The sequence below is a fragment of the Citrobacter sp. JGM124 genome (assembly GCF_018257795.1).
Taxonomy (GTDB): domain Bacteria; phylum Pseudomonadota; class Gammaproteobacteria; order Enterobacterales; family Enterobacteriaceae; genus JGM124.
Window position 1 is genome coordinate 199,554 of sequence record NZ_JAERJD010000005.1, and the last position, 16,617, is coordinate 216,170.

Annotated in this window: 16 protein-coding genes; 12 read left to right on the forward strand and 4 right to left on the reverse strand. The window is 48.9% G+C overall.

Features of this window, described 5'->3' with window-relative positions:
* The 9 genes from murD (at position 1) to lpxC (ending at position 10,410) form a co-directional block, all read left to right on the forward strand.
* Entirely contained in the window at positions 1-1,317 is a 1,317-nt protein-coding gene (gene murD, locus JK154_RS08790) for a UDP-N-acetylmuramoyl-L-alanine--D-glutamate ligase (protein ID WP_211992140.1), read from the forward strand.
* Complete coding sequence (gene ftsW / locus JK154_RS08795) at positions 1,317-2,558, forward strand: cell division protein FtsW (RefSeq protein ID WP_211992141.1); 1,242 nt, start codon at positions 1,317-1,319, stop codon at positions 2,556-2,558. The genes murD and ftsW overlap by 1 nt, the downstream gene beginning before the upstream one ends.
* Entirely contained in the window at positions 2,555-3,619 is a 1,065-nt protein-coding gene (gene murG, locus JK154_RS08800) for an undecaprenyldiphospho-muramoylpentapeptide beta-N-acetylglucosaminyltransferase (RefSeq protein WP_211992142.1), read from the forward strand. Before ftsW ends, murG begins: the two co-directional genes overlap by 4 nt.
* A 69-nt stretch (positions 3,620-3,688) precedes the next feature.
* A complete protein-coding gene (gene murC / locus JK154_RS08805; protein ID WP_211992143.1) occupies positions 3,689-5,164 on the forward strand; it encodes a UDP-N-acetylmuramate--L-alanine ligase in 1,476 nt (491 codons plus the stop codon).
* Positions 5,157-6,077: a D-alanine--D-alanine ligase gene (locus JK154_RS08810; protein ID WP_211992144.1), complete on the forward strand. Its 921-nt coding sequence runs from the start codon at positions 5,157-5,159 to the stop codon at positions 6,075-6,077. The genes murC and JK154_RS08810 overlap by 8 nt, the downstream gene beginning before the upstream one ends.
* Before the next feature lies 1 nt (position 6,078).
* Positions 6,079-6,918 carry a cell division protein FtsQ gene (gene ftsQ, locus JK154_RS08815; protein WP_211992145.1) on the forward strand — a complete coding sequence of 280 codons (840 nt, stop codon included), beginning with the start codon at positions 6,079-6,081 and terminating at the stop codon, positions 6,916-6,918.
* A 2-nt stretch (positions 6,919-6,920) separates the two neighbouring features.
* Positions 6,921-8,177, forward strand: a complete 1,257-nt coding sequence (gene ftsA / locus JK154_RS08820) for a cell division protein FtsA (RefSeq protein WP_211992146.1) — start codon at positions 6,921-6,923, stop codon at positions 8,175-8,177.
* Between the two features lie 62 nt (positions 8,178-8,239).
* Positions 8,240-9,391, forward strand: coding sequence for a cell division protein FtsZ (gene ftsZ / locus JK154_RS08825; RefSeq protein WP_211992147.1), 1,152 nt, complete (start codon positions 8,240-8,242; stop codon positions 9,389-9,391).
* A 101-nt stretch (positions 9,392-9,492) separates the two neighbouring features.
* Positions 9,493-10,410 (forward strand): UDP-3-O-acyl-N-acetylglucosamine deacetylase, encoded by a 918-nt coding sequence (gene lpxC / locus JK154_RS08830; RefSeq protein WP_211992148.1) that lies wholly within the window; start codon positions 9,493-9,495, stop codon positions 10,408-10,410.
* 8 nt (positions 10,411-10,418) lie between these two features.
* On the opposite strand, the gene JK154_RS08835 is transcribed toward lpxC, so the two are convergent.
* Positions 10,419-10,934 (reverse strand): DciA family protein, encoded by a 516-nt coding sequence (locus tag JK154_RS08835; protein WP_211992149.1) that lies wholly within the window; start codon positions 10,932-10,934, stop codon positions 10,419-10,421.
* 22 nt (positions 10,935-10,956) lie between these two features.
* On the opposite strand from JK154_RS08835, the gene secM reads away from it, so the two are divergent.
* The 3 genes from secM (at position 10,957) to mutT (ending at position 14,809) form a co-directional block, all read left to right on the forward strand.
* A complete protein-coding gene (gene secM, locus JK154_RS08840; RefSeq protein WP_211992150.1) occupies positions 10,957-11,463 on the forward strand; it encodes a secA translation cis-regulator SecM in 507 nt (168 codons plus the stop codon).
* A gap of 62 nt (positions 11,464-11,525) precedes the next feature.
* Positions 11,526-14,231 carry a preprotein translocase subunit SecA gene (secA, locus tag JK154_RS08845; RefSeq protein ID WP_211992151.1) on the forward strand — a complete coding sequence of 902 codons (2,706 nt, stop codon included), beginning with the start codon at positions 11,526-11,528 and terminating at the stop codon, positions 14,229-14,231.
* A 188-nt stretch (positions 14,232-14,419) separates the two neighbouring features.
* The gene (gene mutT, locus JK154_RS08850) at positions 14,420-14,809 is read left to right on the forward strand and encodes an 8-oxo-dGTP diphosphatase MutT (RefSeq protein ID WP_211992152.1); all 390 of its coding nucleotides are present in this window, start codon (positions 14,420-14,422) and stop codon (positions 14,807-14,809) included.
* Here the strand turns inward: mutT and yacG are convergent.
* The 3 genes from yacG to coaE are packed head-to-tail and all read right to left on the reverse strand — an operon-like array spanning position 14,800 to position 16,385.
* Positions 14,800-15,012: a DNA gyrase inhibitor YacG gene (yacG, locus tag JK154_RS08855; RefSeq protein ID WP_211992153.1), complete on the reverse strand. Its 213-nt coding sequence runs from the start codon at positions 15,010-15,012 to the stop codon at positions 14,800-14,802. The genes mutT and yacG overlap by 10 nt on opposite strands.
* A gap of 9 nt (positions 15,013-15,021) precedes the next feature.
* The gene (gene zapD, locus JK154_RS08860) at positions 15,022-15,765 is read right to left on the reverse strand and encodes a cell division protein ZapD (protein WP_211992260.1); all 744 of its coding nucleotides are present in this window, start codon (positions 15,763-15,765) and stop codon (positions 15,022-15,024) included.
* Complete coding sequence (gene coaE / locus JK154_RS08865) at positions 15,765-16,385, reverse strand: dephospho-CoA kinase (RefSeq protein ID WP_211992154.1); 621 nt, start codon at positions 16,383-16,385, stop codon at positions 15,765-15,767. The genes zapD and coaE overlap by 1 nt, the downstream gene beginning before the upstream one ends.
* Positions 16,386-16,617: the final 232 nt, after the last annotated feature.

Consider the following 16,617-nt stretch of genomic DNA (forward strand, 5'->3'; position numbering starts at 1 on the left):
ATGGCTGACTATCAGGGTAAAAACGTCGTTATCATCGGGCTGGGATTAACAGGCTTGTCCTGCGTTAATTTTTTTGTCGAACGGGGACTGTCTCCCCGGGTGATGGATACGCGTAATACGCCCCCTGGTCTGGATTCTCTGCCACCACAAATCGAGTGTCATACAGGGTCACTGCATCTGGAATGGTTACTGCAGGCGGACTTGATTGTTGCCAGCCCCGGCATGGCACTGTCCGATCCGGCGCTGGTTGCGGCGGCTGATGCGGGTATTGAAATTGTTGGTGATATTGAACTGTTTTGCCGGGAAGCACAGTCCCCGATTGTGGCAATCACTGGCTCTAATGGTAAAAGTACGGTCACCACTTTAGTCGGGGAAATGGCAAAAGCCGCCGGCGTTAAAGTGGGTGTCGGCGGTAATATTGGTCAGCCTGCGTTGACCCTGCTGAAGCAAGCCTGTGATCTGTATGTGCTTGAGCTTTCGAGTTTTCAACTGGAAACGACTTACAGCTTAAAAGCGGCAGCTGCCACTATCCTTAATGTTACAGAAGATCACATGGACAGGTATCCCTTAGGGCTGGGGCAGTATCGTTCAGCAAAACTACGTATCTATGACAACGCCGCCGTTTGTGTGGTTAATGCGGACGACGCACTGACTTTACCCGCTGGCGGAGCAGATGCGCGCTGTATCAGCTTTGGTATTGATGTCGGGGATTATCACCTGACGCAACAGCAGGGCGAAATCTGGCTACGGGTGAAAGGCGAAAAAGTGCTTAACAGCAGAGAGATGAAGCTGGTCGGGCAGCATAATTACACCAATGCGCTGGCGGCCCTGGCACTGGCAGATGCGGTTAATTTGCCGATCTCCAGTAGTCTCAGTGCCCTGACCCAGTTCGGTGGTTTAGCCCATCGTTTTCAGCTGGTACTGGAAAGTAATGGTGTGCGCTGGATTAATGACTCCAAAGCGACCAATGTTGGCAGCACTGAAGCGGCGCTGAATGGCCTTAAAGTGGATGGAACGCTCCATCTGTTGCTCGGGGGGGATGGCAAATCTGCAGATTTTTCCTCGCTGGCTCGCTACCTGCAGTCTGATAATATTCGGCTCTACTGTTTTGGCCGTGATGCGGCAGAACTGGTCGCATTGCGCCCGGAAATTGCTGAACAGACTGAAACCATGGAGCAAGCTGTTAAACTGATAGCCGGCCGGGTCAGCGCAGGTGACATGGTTCTTCTGTCTCCCGCCTGTGCAAGTCTGGATCAGTTTAAAAATTTTGAGCAACGTGGTGATGTCTTTACACGTCTGGCGAAGGAGTTTGGGTAATGCGATTGTCTCTCCCTCGTCTGCGGCTGCCCCGAATACCAGGCATAAATATTCTGGCTTGGGTTGTGTCGGCATTAAAAGGGTGGGTGATGGGAAGCCGTGAGGCAGAGAGCAGCCAGTTACTGTACGATCGTACATTACTGTGGCTAACGTTTGGTCTCACTGCTGTTGGTTTTATTATGGTCACCTCGGCGTCAATGCCTGTCGGACAGCGACTGGCAAATGATCCGTTTCTTTTTGCTAAACGTGATGGACTCTATATTATCCTGGCATTTGCTCTGTCGATGATAACCCTGCGTCTGCCAATGGATTTCTGGCAGCGACACAGTACAGCGATGCTACTGGCATCGATTGTCATGCTGATGGTGGTACTGGTTGTGGGGAGCTCCGTCAACGGGGCATCCCGCTGGATTTCAATCGGGCCATTGCGCGTGCAGCCAGCAGAGCTCTCTAAGCTGGCGCTGTTCTGCTATTTATCCAATTACTTGGTGCGCAAAGTTGATGAGGTCCGAAATAACCTCCGTGGTTTCTTAAAACCCATGGGGGTTATCCTGGTGATGGCTCTGTTATTACTGGCTCAGCCAGATTTGGGCACGGTAGTGGTGCTGTTTATCACGACACTGGCGATGCTGTTCCTGGCAGGGGCGAAACTATGGCAGTTTATTGCGATCATCTGCACGGGTATTGCTGCGGTAGTGATGCTGATTCTGGCCGCACCTTATCGTATTCGCCGTGTGACCTCTTTCTGGAACCCCTGGGATGATCCCTTTGGCAGTGGCTATCAGTTAACCCAATCATTGATGGCGTTCGGACGCGGTGAAATGTGGGGTCAGGGCCTGGGAAATTCAGTACAAAAACTGGAGTATTTACCCGAAGCACACACGGATTTTATCTTCGCCATTCTGGCGGAAGAGTTGGGATATATCGGTGTGGTGATTGTGCTTTTAATGGTATTCTGCGTCGCTTTTCGCGCGATGTCTATCGGTAAGCGTGCACTGGAAATTGACCAGCGTTTCTCTGGTTTCCTGGCCTGCTCTATTGGCGTTTGGTTCAGCTTCCAGGCACTGGTTAATGTCGGTGCCGCGGCGGGGATGTTACCAACTAAAGGTTTAACGTTACCACTCATCAGTTACGGTGGTTCCAGCTTATTGATCATGTCGACCGCGATTATGTTGTTATTACGAATTGACTATGAAACTCGCCTGGCAAAAGCGCAGGCGTTCACACGGAGTGCCAAATGACAGGCAAATCAAAACGATTAATGGTAATGGCTGGCGGGACGGGGGGGCATGTTTTCCCGGGGCTGGCGGTTGCACATTATTTGATTGCTCAAGGTTGGCAGGTGCGCTGGTTAGGAACCAGTGACCGCATGGAAGCTAACCTGGTACCTCTTAATGGTATCGAAATTGATTTTATCCGCATTTCTGGATTGCGAGGGAAAGGCCTTAAAGCTCAGTTGATGGCGCCAGTGCAGATTTTTAAAGCCTGGCGTCAGGCAAGGGCAATAATGAAAGCCTGGAAACCGGATGTGGTTCTGGGTATGGGGGGCTATGTATCAGGCCCCGGGGGATTAGCAGCCTGGTCCCTGGGCATCCCTGTGGTGCTCCATGAACAAAATGGTATTGCGGGGCTGACTAATAAATGGCTGGCGAAAATTGCCACTAAAGTGATGCAAGCCTTTCCCGGTGCGTTTCCGAAAGCCGATGTTGTCGGTAATCCGGTCCGGACGGATGTCCTGGCTCTGCCAGATCCTGAGCAGCGCTTTGCTCACCGTGATGGCCCGTTGCGGGTTCTGGTTGTGGGGGGCTCACAGGGGGCACGTGTGCTGAATCAGATTATGCCTTTGGTTGCGGGTCAACTGTCCGACCATATCACTGTCTGGCACCAAACTGGCAAGGGTGGACTCAGTCAAGTGCAGAAAGCGTATGAAGCGGTTTCTCAACAGCATAACGTCACTGAATTCATTGATGATATGGCAGAAGCTTATGGCTGGGCTGATGTGGTGGTTTGCCGCTCAGGTGCACTGACGGTGAGTGAAATATCTGCCGCAGGTTTACCGGCGTTATTTGTGCCTTTCCAACATAAAGATCGGCAGCAGTACTGGAATGCATTGCCCCTGGAAAAAGCGGGTGCAGCAATCATTCTGGAGCAGTCCCAGTTTACTGTGGATGCTGTAGTGGCAATCCTGGCTGGCTGGGATCGTCCGACACTATTAGCAATGGCACAGCGTGCTCGTGCGGCATCAATTCCTGATGCCACTGAACGTGTCGCAAAAGAAGTCGCTCAGGTGACACGAAAATAGTCTTTGTGGGTGGCAGATGCCCCCCATGATTTTGATGTAATGACGGAATACCGTCTTCAGGTTTGGATAATGAATACTCAACAATTGGCGAAACTGCGTTCAATCGTGCCCGAGATGCGTCGCGTCCGGCACATTCACTTTGTTGGCATCGGCGGCGCCGGTATGGGCGGCATCGCTGAGGTATTGGCTAATGAAGGCTACCAGATCAGTGGGTCTGATTTGGCTCCGAACCCGGTCACACAACAATTATCAGCCTTGGGCGCGACAATTTATTTCAATCATCGCCCTGAAAATGTGCTCGACGCCAGTGTTGTGGTGATGTCCAGTGCCATATCAGCAGACAACCCTGAAATTGTTGCTGCTCAGGAAGCCCGCATTCCCGTGATTCGTCGGGCAGAGATGCTGGCTGAATTGATGCGTTTTCGTCATGGTATCGCGATTGCCGGAACACATGGCAAAACTACGACAACGGCAATGATATCCAGTATTTATGCTGAAGCGGGCCTTGATCCGACCTTCGTGAATGGTGGGTTAGTCAAAGCGGCTGGAACCCATGCCCGCCTCGGCCACAGTCGGTATTTAATCGCTGAAGCTGACGAGAGTGATGCCTCATTCCTCCACCTCCAGCCGATGGTTTCTGTGGTGACAAATATCGAAGCTGACCACATGGATACTTACCAGGGTGACTTCGAGAATTTAAAGCAGACCTTTATTAATTTTCTGCACAATTTGCCTTTTTATGGTCGTGCGGTGATGTGTGTCGATGATTCGGTGATTCGTGAATTATTACCACGAGTCGGGCGTCAGACGACTACCTATGGTTTTAGTGATGACGCTGACGTTCGCATTGAAGATTATCGCCAGTCCGCTGCCCAGGGCTTCTTTACCGTGGTACGGCAGGATAAACCTCGGCTGCAGGTAGTTCTGAATGCACCAGGACGTCATAATGCGTTAAATGCCACTGCGGCGATTGCGGTAGCCACTGAAGAGGGGATCGAGGATAGCGCTATTTTACAGGCGCTGGCGAGTTTCCAGGGGACTGGACGTCGCTTTGACTTTTTGGGGGAGTTTCCTCTCGATACGGTTAATGGGAAACCCGGTACAGCAGTATTAGTCGATGACTATGGTCATCATCCGACGGAAGTGGATGCGACAATTAAAGCGGCTCGTGCAGGCTGGCCGGATAAAAACCTGGTGATGATTTTCCAGCCCCATCGCTATACCCGTACCCGTGATTTATACGATGATTTTGCCAGTGTCTTGTCACAAGTAGACGTGCTATTGATGCTGGATGTTTATGCCGCTGGTGAAACGGCCATTCCTGGCGCTGACAGCCGATCCTTGTGTCGCACTATCCGTGGGCGTGGCATTGTGGATCCTATTTTGGTTTCCGATCATGCTGATGTGCCAGAGATCCTGGCGCCGGTTTTATCAGGCAATGATCTGATCCTCGTCCAGGGGGCGGGTAATATCGGCAAAATTGCAAGACACTTATCCGAGATCAAACTTCAGCCACGCAAGAAAGGGGATGACCACTATGGCTGATAAAATAGCCGTTCTGTTAGGGGGATTTTCCGCGGAGCGTGATGTGTCATTGCAATCTGGACACGCTGTGCTGGCTGGATTAAAAGAGGCAGGCATTGATGCCAGCGCCTTTGATCCTCAGCAACGTTCAGTAACAGAATTAAAATTGTTGGGTTTTGACAAAGTATTTATCGCCTTGCATGGTCGTGGTGGCGAAGATGGCACTCTACAAGGATTGTTAGAAATCATGCAGCTACCTTATACCGGTAGCGGTGTGATGGCATCAGCAATCTCGATGGATAAAATGCGCACTAAGTTGCTGTGGCAAGGTGCGGGACTGCCGGTTGCTCCCGGAATGGTATTAAGACGCTCTGACGTTTCAGGCCCATTAAGTCTTTCCCAGCAAGAGACGATTAAAACGCTAGGCTTCCCTTTGATAGTGAAGCCAAATCGTGAAGGTTCCAGTGTGGGCATGTCAAAAGTGGACAATCTTAGTGCACTGCCCGAAGCACTGGAACTGGCCTTTGAACACGACAATGATGTGCTGATTGAAAAGTGGCTAAATGGCCCGGAATATACGGTTGGCATCCTGGGAAATAATATTTTACCGCCAATCAGTATCCAATCGTCAGGAAGCTTCTACGATTATAATGCTAAGTATATCTCTGATCAGACAAAATACATTTGCCCGGTCGATTTGAGCGAACATAAAGTACAAGAGTTACAGGCCTTAGTTTTGCAAGCCTGGAACGTTTTAGGGTGTAGTGGTTGGGGACGTGTAGACGTAATGCAGGACAGTGACGGTCAATTTTATTTGCTGGAAGTGAATACCTCACCGGGTATGACAAGTCACAGTCTCGTGCCTATGGCCGCGCGGCAGGCTGGAATGACGTTCTCTGAGTTGGTGGTACGTATTTTGGCATTGGCTGACTGATATGTCCCAGGCTGCACTGAATTCACGCCAGCGACCTGATGAAGAGAAAGGCTCAGGCTCAGGGCACAGTAACGGCTCCCGCCTTGCTGGGATCGTTTTTCTGTGTATTGTGTTACTGACGGTTTTCGTCGGGGCGTTTATGGTAGTGAACTGGATGGAAGACGCACAGCGTTTACCACTATCAAAACTCGTGGTTACCGGGGACAGGCATTACACACGTAACGATGATATCAGGCAGTCTATTTTGTCCTTGGGGCCGCCGGGCACCTTTATGACCCAGGACGTGAATATTATTCAGCAGCAGATAGAACGTCTGCCCTGGATAAAACAAGCAAGTGTAAGAAAGCAATGGCCAGACAAATTAAAGATTCATCTGGTTGAATTTGTGCCGCTTACGCGATGGAATGACCAGCATATGGTTGATGCACAAGGTAGTGTGTTTAGTATTCCATCATCACGTAATAGCGGACAGCAAGAATTGCCCAGTTTATCGGGACCAGAAGGCAGTGAAAATGAAGTACTGCAAGGTTATCGTGATATGGGGGTTATTCTGGCAAAAGATAAATTTACCTTGAAAGCTGTCGCCATGACGGCGCGTCGTTCCTGGCAATTGACGTTAAATAATGGCATACAACTTAATCTCGGTCGGGGAGACACCATGAAACGTCTGGCACGTTTTATCGAACTCTACCCGCTGTTGGAGCAACAGGCGCAGGCGGATAACAAAAAGATAACTTACGTTGATCTGCGTTATGACTCAGGTGCAGCGGTTGGGTGGGAAGCGCTTCCTAAACCGGACCCTAATTCGGACAAGCAACAGAATCAGGTACAGGTAGAATAACAATGATTAAGGCGACGGACAGAAAACTGGTAGTGGGACTGGAGATTGGCACAGCCAAAGTTGCCGCTTTAGTAGGGGAAGTTCTGCCTGACGGTGTGGTAAATATTATCGGTGTGGGGAGTTGTCCATCCCGAGGAATGGATAAGGGTGGTGTCAATGATCTTGAGTCGGTGGTGAAATGCGTACAGCGCGCCATTGACCAGGCTGAATTAATGGCAGACTGTCAGATATCTTCAGTTTATCTTGCTCTATCCGGGAAACACATTAGCTGTCAAAATGAGATAGGTATGGTGCCTATCTCAGAAGAAGAAGTGACCCAGGAAGATGTGGAAAATGTCGTCCATACCGCAAAATCTGTGCGTGTCAGAGATGAACATCGTGTTTTGCATGTGATTCCACAAGAGTATGCTATTGATTATCAAGAAGGCATTAAAAATCCAGTCGGCCTGTCTGGTGTCAGAATGCAGGCGAAAGTGCATCTGATTACCTGCCATAACGATATGGCAAAAAACATTGTCAAGGCAGTGGAACGTTGTGGTCTAAAAGTTGACCAACTTATTTTTGCCGGCCTGGCCGCAAGCTATGCCGTGTTAACCGAAGATGAACGTGAACTTGGGGTCTGTGTCGTTGATATTGGCGGCGGTACTATGGATATGGCTGTCTATACAGGTGGTGCCTTGCGCCACACCAAAGTCATTCCTTATGCCGGGAATGTGGTGACCAGTGATATCGCTTACGCTTTTGGTACCCCCCCGAGTGACGCAGAAGCCATTAAAGTCCGTCATGGTTGTGCGCTCGGTTCCATTGTTGGTAAAGATGAAAATGTTGAAGTGCCAAGCGTTGGTGGACGGCCACCACGCAGCTTGCAACGTCAAACATTAGCTGAGGTTATTGAGCCACGTTATACCGAGCTCCTTAATCTGGTAAATGAAGAGCTTTTGCAGTTACAAGAACAGCTTCGTCAGCAAGGCGTTAAACATCATCTGGCTGCCGGTATTGTACTGACGGGTGGTGCTGCACAGATTGAAGGATTGGCTGCCTGTGCCCAGCGTGTCTTCCACACGCAGGTAAGAATTGGGCAGCCATTAAATATCACTGGCCTTACAGACTATGCCCAGGAGTCCTACTACTCAACGGCAGTCGGGTTGCTGCACTATGGCAAAGAGTCACATCTCAGTGGTGAGGCTGAAGTAGAAAAAAGGACCTCAGTTGGCTCGTGGTTTAAACGCCTTAATGGCTGGCTGAGAAAAGAGTTTTAATTTTTTGTAAGAGGCCGGTGAGTATTCCGGCTTCAGGCAACAGGCGTAAACGGAGAGAAATTATGTTTGAACCTATGGAACTGACCAATGATGCGGTGATTAAAGTCATCGGCGTCGGCGGCGGCGGCGGTAATGCCGTTGAACACATGGTGCGTGAGCGCATCGAAGGCGTTGAATTCTTCGCGGTCAATACTGATGCCCAGGCATTACGTAAAACTGCAGTAGGACAGACTATACAAATAGGTAATGGAATTACCAAAGGTCTGGGTGCCGGTGCGAACCCTGAAGTTGGTCGTAATGCTGCGGAAGAAGATCGTGAAGCGTTACGCGCAGCACTTGATGGCGCAGATATGGTCTTTATCGCTGCAGGTATGGGTGGTGGTACCGGTACTGGCGCTGCTCCTGTGGTTGCTGAAGTCGCCAAAGATTTAGGTATCCTGACTGTTGCTGTCGTCACTAAGCCCTTCAATTTTGAAGGCAAGAAGCGTATGGCATTTGCTGAACAGGGGATTGCGGAGTTATCCAAACACGTTGACTCTCTGATCACCATTCCGAATGACAAACTGCTAAAAGTATTAGGCCGCGGAATTTCGCTGTTGGATGCCTTTGGTGCTGCCAATGACGTGCTAAAAGGCGCGGTGCAAGGTATTGCAGAACTGATTACTCGTCCGGGTCTGATGAACGTCGACTTTGCTGATGTGCGCACAGTGATGTCTGAAATGGGCTATGCCATGATGGGCTCAGGTGTTGCGAGCGGTGAAGACCGTGCTGAAGAAGCTGCTGAAATGGCCATTTCCAGCCCGTTACTGGAAGATATCGACCTGTCCGGTGCGCGTGGTGTGCTGGTTAACATCACTGCGGGCTTTGACCTGCGTCTGGATGAATTTGAAACGGTGGGTAACACTATCCGTGCTTTCGCTTCTGATAACGCCACCGTGGTTATCGGTACCTCTCTTGATCCAGAGATGAATGATGAGCTGCGCGTGACAGTTGTCGCTACCGGTATTGGTATGGACAAACGTCCGGAAATTACCCTGGTGACGAACAAACAGACTCAGCAACCGATTATGGATCGTTACCAGCAGCACGGTATGGCTCCATTGACACAAGAGCAAAAGCCAGTGAGTAAAGTCGTTAATGACAATACACCTCAGGCAACAAAAGAACCTGATTATCTGGATATTCCAGCTTTTTTACGCAAACAAGCTGACTAAGAATAAACCGGATCTTGGGATAATTCGCTCTTTGTGCTAAAGTAGTGTCCCGTATGTGATGTACACTTACGGCTAGAACAGCAATTTTGCGAGATTATACGATGATCAAACAAAGGACATTGAAACGTATCGTTCAGGCGACTGGTGTCGGTTTACATACCGGCAAGAAAGTCACATTGACGTTACGCCCTGCGTCGGCAAATACCGGGGTCATCTATCGTCGCACAGACTTGAACCCACCGGTAGACTTTCCGGCTGATGCCAAATCCGTGCGTGATACCATGCTCTGTACTTGCCTGGTAAATGAGCATGATGTACGGATTTCAACGGTAGAGCACCTTAACGCAGCACTGGCTGGGTTAGGTATCGACAACATTATTATTGAAGTTGACGCACCAGAAATTCCTATTATGGATGGCAGTGCGGCACCTTTTGTCTATCTGTTGCTTGATGCCGGAATTGACGAACTGAATGTTGCCAAAAAATTCTTGCGTATCAAGGAAGCGGTACGTGTGGAAGATGGCGACAAATGGGCAGAAATGCTGCCATACAATGGTTTTTCATTGGATTTTACCATTGACTTTAACCATCCGGCGATTGATGCCAGCACGTCGCATTACAGCATGAATTTTTCTGCTGATGCTTTTGTGCGCCAGATCAGCCGTGCCCGCACTTTCGGTTTTATGCGTGATATCGAATACCTGCAGTCCCGTGGCCTGTGCCTCGGTGGCAGCTTTGACTGTGCTATCGTAGTGGATGATTATCGCGTATTGAACGAAGATGGTTTGCGTTTTGAAGACGAATTTGTGCGTCACAAAATGCTGGATGCTATCGGCGATCTCTTTATGTGTGGTCACAATATTATTGGTGCGTTTAATGCCTATAAATCAGGGCACGCATTGAATAATAAACTGCTGCAAGCTGTACTGGCGAAACAGGAAGCCTGGGAATGGGCGACCTTTGAAGATGAAGCCGAGTTGCCACTGGCATTTAAGGCACCTAACCTGGTGCTGGCATAACAGGTAAGTTATCTATTACGACTGGTTTTACTGGCACTCTCTCCGGCCAGGGAAGCCAGTCGTTCTATGGCTTTTTTTAGCTTTTCCGGACTCCGCTTTGCCACTTCAAGTAACGTATCTGCACTCTGCTCACTTAGCTGACGATTAACCCGGTATACGGTATTATTAGTTTGAGTGTTGTTTTCTTGTACTATTTCTACCCTTTTTCCCGCCAGTGATGGATTAATCCTGATGTCGATTGATGTCAATGATGGTAGTATTTGGGCGCGTAATGCACTAAGCAGGGCTGGTTGCTCATAACGTAGACGCATTAGCCAACTGGCATTGGCCGTTTCTATGACTAGAATGCCCTGACGAAAGTTGGCGACCCGACACCAGGGGTGTAGCTGTGCGGGGAGGATCCCCTGTATTGCTCGATTTAAGCGTAGCAGGGCGACAGCACGTTGCTGGATATTTTGTAACATGCTGTCTTGACTGCTTTCGTCGAAAAAATTATCCAGGGATTGCGGGCGACTGTCACGCATGTATTAAACTCCGGCGGAAAAATTGATCACTATTCTAAATCGTTGGCGACAATTTGGCAGACGTTATTTCTGGCCTCACCTCCTGTTGGGGATGGTGGCGGCTGGACTCGGCTTGCCTGCGCTTAGCGGTAATACGGAGCCGGGGGTTTCTGCTGCCACATCAACGACGGGCCATAATACCCTTCGTCAGGTCAGATTCGATAGCCTTATTCTGCTACAGGAAAATACCAGACGGGCTTCGTTTAACGTTGACTACTGGCACCAGCATGCGATTCGCACCGTTATTCGCCATCTCTCTTTCGCCATGGTGCCACAGGCGTTATCCATTTCTGATCAGAATGAGCCCCTTAAGGCTCAACATTCTGCTCTGCTTGATTCTCTCAGTATCTTACTGACTCAGGAGGGAAAACCTCCTGTTCTTGTGCGCCATACGGCACGTCAGACATTATCTGAAGCGGATATCTTCAATACCGTGACTTGGATCCGTCAGCTGCAAGGTATCCGGGCCGGCCCCCTCCGTCTTAGCTAATTTATACTCTTATTATTACCTTAATTATTACCCGTAAAGACGGATGCATTTGAGAATTTATTATGTTAATCAAATTATTAACTAAAGTTTTTGGTAGTCGTAACGATCGCAGCCTGCGCCGGATGCGTAAACAGGTCGCGGTTATTAATGCGATGGAACCTGCAATGGAAAAGCTGTCAGACGATGAGCTGAAAGCGAAGACCAATGAGTTTCGTGCCCGTATTGAAAAAGGTGAAACGCTGGAAAGCCTGTTGCCGGAAGCTTTTGCTGTTGTCCGTGAAGCCAGTAAACGCGTTTTTGGCATGCGTCACTTTGATGTTCAGTTATTGGGCGGTATGGTACTGAATGAACGCTGTATCGCTGAAATGCGCACCGGTGAAGGTAAAACCCTCACTGCAACTTTGCCTGCTTACCTGAATGGTTTGACTGGGAAAGGTGTACACGTGGTGACCGTGAACGATTATCTGGCTCAACGTGATGCTGAAAATAACCGCCCGTTGTTTGAGTTTCTGGGGCTGAGTGTGGGTATTAACTTGCCGGGTATGCCCGCGCCAGCAAAACGTGCTGCCTATGCTGCGGATATTACTTACGGGACCAATAACGAATACGGTTTTGACTATTTGCGTGACAACATGGCTTTCAGCCCTGAAGAACGTGTACAGCGTCAGTTAAATTATGCCCTGGTGGATGAAGTTGACTCCATCCTGATTGATGAAGCACGAACCCCGCTGATTATTTCTGGTCCAGCAGAGGATAGCTCTGAGCTCTATAAGAAAGTGAACAAGATTATCCCCCATCTTGTTCGTCAGGAAAAAGAGGACTCAGATACCTTTAAAGGCGAAGGCCATTTCTCGGTAGACGAAAAATCGCGTCAGGTTCATTTGACTGAACGTGGTTTGATCCTGATTGAAGAGCTGCTGGTTAAAGAGGGCATGATGGTAGAGGGCGAGTCACTTTACTCCCCAACGAACATCATGCTAATGCACCATGTGACAGCTGCTCTGCGCGCCCATGCGCTATTTACGCGCGATGTTGACTATATCGTTAAAGACGGTGAAGTCATTATTGTCGATGAGCATACGGGGCGTACCATGTCAGGACGTCGCTGGTCCGATGGTTTGCACCAGGCAGTAGAAGCGAAAGAAGGTGTTGATATTCAGAATGAGAATCAGACACTGGCTTCTATTACCTTCCAGAACTATTTCCGCCTTTATCAGAAACTGGCAGGTATGACCGGTACCGCTGATACAGAAGCTTTCGAGTTTAGCTCTATCTATAAGCTTGACACCATTGTTGTGCCGACTAACCGCCCAATGATTCGTAAAGATATGGCGGATCTGGTCTATATGACTGAAGCCGATAAAATTGCGGCGATTATCGAAGATATTAAAGAGCGTACCGCTCAGGGACAACCCTCACTGGTGGGGACTATCTCGATTGAAAAATCAGAAGTCGTCTCTCAAGAGCTGACTAAAGCGGGTATCAAGCATAACGTTCTGAACGCCAAATTCCACGCCAACGAAGCCGGTATTATCGCTCATGCAGGTTATCCGGGCACCGTCACCATTGCCACCAACATGGCGGGCCGTGGTACGGATATTATGTTAGGGGGGAGCTGGCAGGCAGAAGTCGCCGAGCTTGAAAACCCAACACCGGAACAAATTGAGCAGATCAAGGCTGACTGGAAAATCCGTCATGATGCGGTTCTGGCGTCAGGTGGTTTGCATATTATCGGTACTGAACGTCATGAATCCCGTCGTATTGATAACCAGTTACGTGGTCGTGCAGGGCGTCAAGGGGATGCTGGTTCTTCGCGTTTCTATCTCTCCATGGAAGATGCGCTGATGCGTATTTTTGCTTCAGATCGTGTCTCTAACATGATGCGTAAACTGGGGATGAAACCTGGCGAAGCGATTGAACACCCTTGGGTCACTAAAGCCATCGCTAATGCACAACGTAAAGTTGAAAGCCGCAACTTTGATATTCGTAAGCAGCTGCTGGAATATGATGATGTTGCCAACGACCAGCGTCGTGCGATTTATACCCAGCGTAATGAATTACTTGACGTGGCGGATGTGAGTGAAACCATTGACAGTATCCGTGACGATGTATTTAAAGCCACTATTGATACCTATATCCCACCACAGTCTCTGGAAGAGATGTGGGATGTTGAAGGCTTGCAAGATCGTCTTAAAAATGACTTTGATCTTGATCTGCCCATCAAAGAGTGGCTGGATAAAGAACCCGAACTGCATGAAGAGACGTTACGCGAACGTATCCATCAGCAAGCGCTGGAACTGTATCGCCGTAAAGAAGAGATTGTCGGTGCTGAAGCAATGCGTCATTTTGAAAAAGGCGTGATGCTGCAGACGCTTGACTCACTGTGGAAAGAGCACCTGGCGGCGATGGACTACCTGCGTCAGGGGATCCATCTGCGTGGGTATGCGCAAAAAGATCCTAAGCAAGAATACAAACGTGAGTCCTTCTCAATGTTTGCTGCCATGCTTGAGTCTCTGAAATACGAAGTGATCAGTACCTTAAGTAAAGTTCAGGTACGTCTGCCAGAAGAAGTCGAAGCGATGGAGGCCGAACGTCGTGAAGAAGCGGAGCGTCTGGCTAGCATGCAGCAATTGAGTCATGTGGATGACGATACACTCGCAGCTCAGTCACTGGCAGCTGAAACCGGTGAGCGTAAAATCGGTCGTAATGACCCATGCCCATGTGGTTCAGGTAAAAAATATAAGCAGTGTCACGGTCGTTTGAGTTAAGCATTAGCGCTATTCATAGTGCTGACTAAGGGCATTTGCTGAGGCCAAAGGCAGGAGGGAAAACATGTTTTCCCTCCTGTTTATTTTTATAAAGAGAGAACGCCGCCGCTTCAGGGACAGATACTGGCGCTTATCCCGGGTAATCTGTGCCTGTGAGGTGAAAAGGGGTCTTGATAAAGGTAGAAAATGTGAAAATACGACAAATAGCAGCAGGTATCATTCGCAATTCACAAGGTGAAATTTTTATTACTCAGCGTCCAGCTGATGCCCATATGGCCAATAAATGGGAGTTTCCTGGGGGGAAAATTGAGGCCGGAGAGTCGCCAGAGCAGGCACTGGTTCGTGAGTTAGGCGAAGAGACCGGAATTCAGGCAACGGGTTATCAGTTATTTGAGACTATTGAACATCAATTTCCTGACCGGCACATTACGCTGTGGTTTTATTTGGTTGAACAATGGGAAGGTGAACCTTGGGGTAAAGAAGGGCAGCCTGGTCGTTGGGTGAAGCAGAACGAATTGCTAGCTGACGAGTTTCCGCCAGCTAACGGATTAATTATTCAAAAATTGGCTCAGAACTGATCTTTCCCTGAGTCTTCGCTCCACTCATCCTGGTCGGAGAGCAGCTGGCTCCCTGCGATCACTTTCTCTTCAGCAGCCCATTCGCCTAAATCAATGAGCTGACAGCGCTTACTGCAAAACGGGCGATAAGGGCTGCTCTCATTCCAGGGCACACTTTTACCACAGCCAGGGCAGGGCACCACAGTGGTTTCATCTTGACGCATTATCACTCCTTAACAGCAGGCTAACTCAAAATCCAGGCGCTCTGGCACAACACCATGTTCAGCATCTACAGGCATAAAACGAATAGCGAAACGATTTTTATGCCCCGATATTTGTGGGTAAATAGGTTCACTCATATCCAGTTTCAGGCGCAACAGATCAGCTTCGTCGCTATTGTTTTGATAAAAACCATTTAAGCTTGTTTGTTTACGGTACGGGGCTGAGTTACGGATGATATCAAGGATCAAATCCAGCGCTTGTTGTACAGGTACGAGGCTGACAAGCCATTGTGAAACCTGGCTGTCACGGCTTTCCTGGGGTAAATGAAGCCAAAGATGTAGCGTCGGTATATCAAAACTGCAGCAACCACCGGGAATACTCAGACGCTGGCGCACTAAAGCAATCAGGCGGTCTTCCCTTAACAGTTGTCCGACACGTGGCGCAGACATGAGTACGCTAGCGCAGCTTTCCAGTTGACTGCGTAACAGGGAAATACGTTGTTCGTCCACACCCGGAACTTCAGACCAGTTCAACAATTTACGCTGCTGTCTTGTAAGCTCTTTAAGAATTTCGGTGCGAACTTCCCCGCGTTCAAAAACGTCGAGTAATTCGCCGATATTACGAAAAAAATAGAGTGCCTTTGCGCTGTTATTCACAGGCAAAACGCTATTGAGTTGCTGGATAAGAAATTCAATACGCAGCCAGGTACGCATTTTTTCATTTAACGGGTGTTCAAAAAGAACCTCAGTGATCATCATTCTATGTCCTGTTGTGCGGCTCTGGAAGCCAGCATCAGATACTGCTGGTGCAGGGTTTCAACCCGCTGCTCAATTGCCTCTGGGCTACCATTATTATTAATAATATCATCGGCGACAGAGAGGCGCTGCTCACGGCTGGCTTGTGCGGCTAAAATTTGTTCGGCATGTGCACGAGACACGTGGTCTCGCTTCATGGTGCGTTCTATTTGGCGTTCTACAGGAACATCAACCACCAGTACGCGATCGGCTTTCCCTTGTAGATTATTTTCTACTAATAGCGGTACGACCCACAAGACATACGGTGATATCGCTTGCTCAATTTTATCACGTGTACGCTGATGTATTAATGGGTGTAGCAGCGTGTTTAGCCAGTGTTTATCCTCAGCAGAACTAAAAATTTTTTCACGCAGGGCACGGCGGTTAAGTGCCCCATCAGGCAATAGAATATCGGGGCCGAAATGTTGATGAATTAGCGCCAGGGCTGGCTGGTCAGGTTCAACCACTTGGCGTGCTATGATATCGGCATCGATAACAGTAATGCCTGCCCGGGAAAATGCGTCTGCCACAGTACTCTTTCCACTGCCTATCCCGCCCGTCAGAGCCACGGTATATTTCATTGAACCGTCCCTTGTTGTTTATTTTCAATTATCCGTCATAGCGTTCGATGCGGTGTGGCTCAGTGCCTGGATAGAGGCTGTGTTGCCATCTTTTTGCTATCCGAACACGGTAGTGCATGGTGTTAGATAACTGATTATATTATTAATAATTTAAAAACAGCCCACAAAAACGCAAGAGCGCCAATGACTATTCCTTGGATAAATTTAAACGATTGTAACGTAAAAAAGAGTA

What these genes read in the sequence shown, in the direction of transcription:
- secA (WP_211992151.1), top strand. Translation starts at nt 11,526, where the DNA reads ATGTTAATCAAATTATTAACTAAAGTTTTTGGTAGTCGTAACGATCGC.
- murD (WP_211992140.1), top strand. Translation starts at nt 1, where the DNA reads ATGGCTGACTATCAGGGTAAAAACGTCGTTATCATCGGGCTGGGATTA.
- ftsA (WP_211992146.1), top strand. Translation starts at nt 6,921, where the DNA reads ATGATTAAGGCGACGGACAGAAAACTGGTAGTGGGACTGGAGATTGGC.
- lpxC (WP_211992148.1), top strand. Translation starts at nt 9,493, where the DNA reads ATGATCAAACAAAGGACATTGAAACGTATCGTTCAGGCGACTGGTGTC.
- ftsQ (WP_211992145.1), top strand. Translation starts at nt 6,079, where the DNA reads ATGTCCCAGGCTGCACTGAATTCACGCCAGCGACCTGATGAAGAGAAA.
- murG (WP_211992142.1), top strand. Translation starts at nt 2,555, where the DNA reads ATGACAGGCAAATCAAAACGATTAATGGTAATGGCTGGCGGGACGGGG.
- murC (WP_211992143.1), top strand. Translation starts at nt 3,689, where the DNA reads ATGAATACTCAACAATTGGCGAAACTGCGTTCAATCGTGCCCGAGATG.
- JK154_RS08810 (WP_211992144.1), top strand. Translation starts at nt 5,157, where the DNA reads ATGGCTGATAAAATAGCCGTTCTGTTAGGGGGATTTTCCGCGGAGCGT.
- JK154_RS08835 (WP_211992149.1), bottom strand. Translation starts at nt 10,934, where the DNA reads ATGCGTGACAGTCGCCCGCAATCCCTGGATAATTTTTTCGACGAAAGC.
- ftsW (WP_211992141.1), top strand. Translation starts at nt 1,317, where the DNA reads ATGCGATTGTCTCTCCCTCGTCTGCGGCTGCCCCGAATACCAGGCATA.
- zapD (WP_211992260.1), bottom strand. Translation starts at nt 15,765, where the DNA reads ATGATCACTGAGGTTCTTTTTGAACACCCGTTAAATGAAAAAATGCGT.
- yacG (WP_211992153.1), bottom strand. Translation starts at nt 15,012, where the DNA reads ATGCGTCAAGATGAAACCACTGTGGTGCCCTGCCCTGGCTGTGGTAAA.
- coaE (WP_211992154.1), bottom strand. Translation starts at nt 16,385, where the DNA reads ATGAAATATACCGTGGCTCTGACGGGCGGGATAGGCAGTGGAAAGAGT.
- ftsZ (WP_211992147.1), top strand. Translation starts at nt 8,240, where the DNA reads ATGTTTGAACCTATGGAACTGACCAATGATGCGGTGATTAAAGTCATC.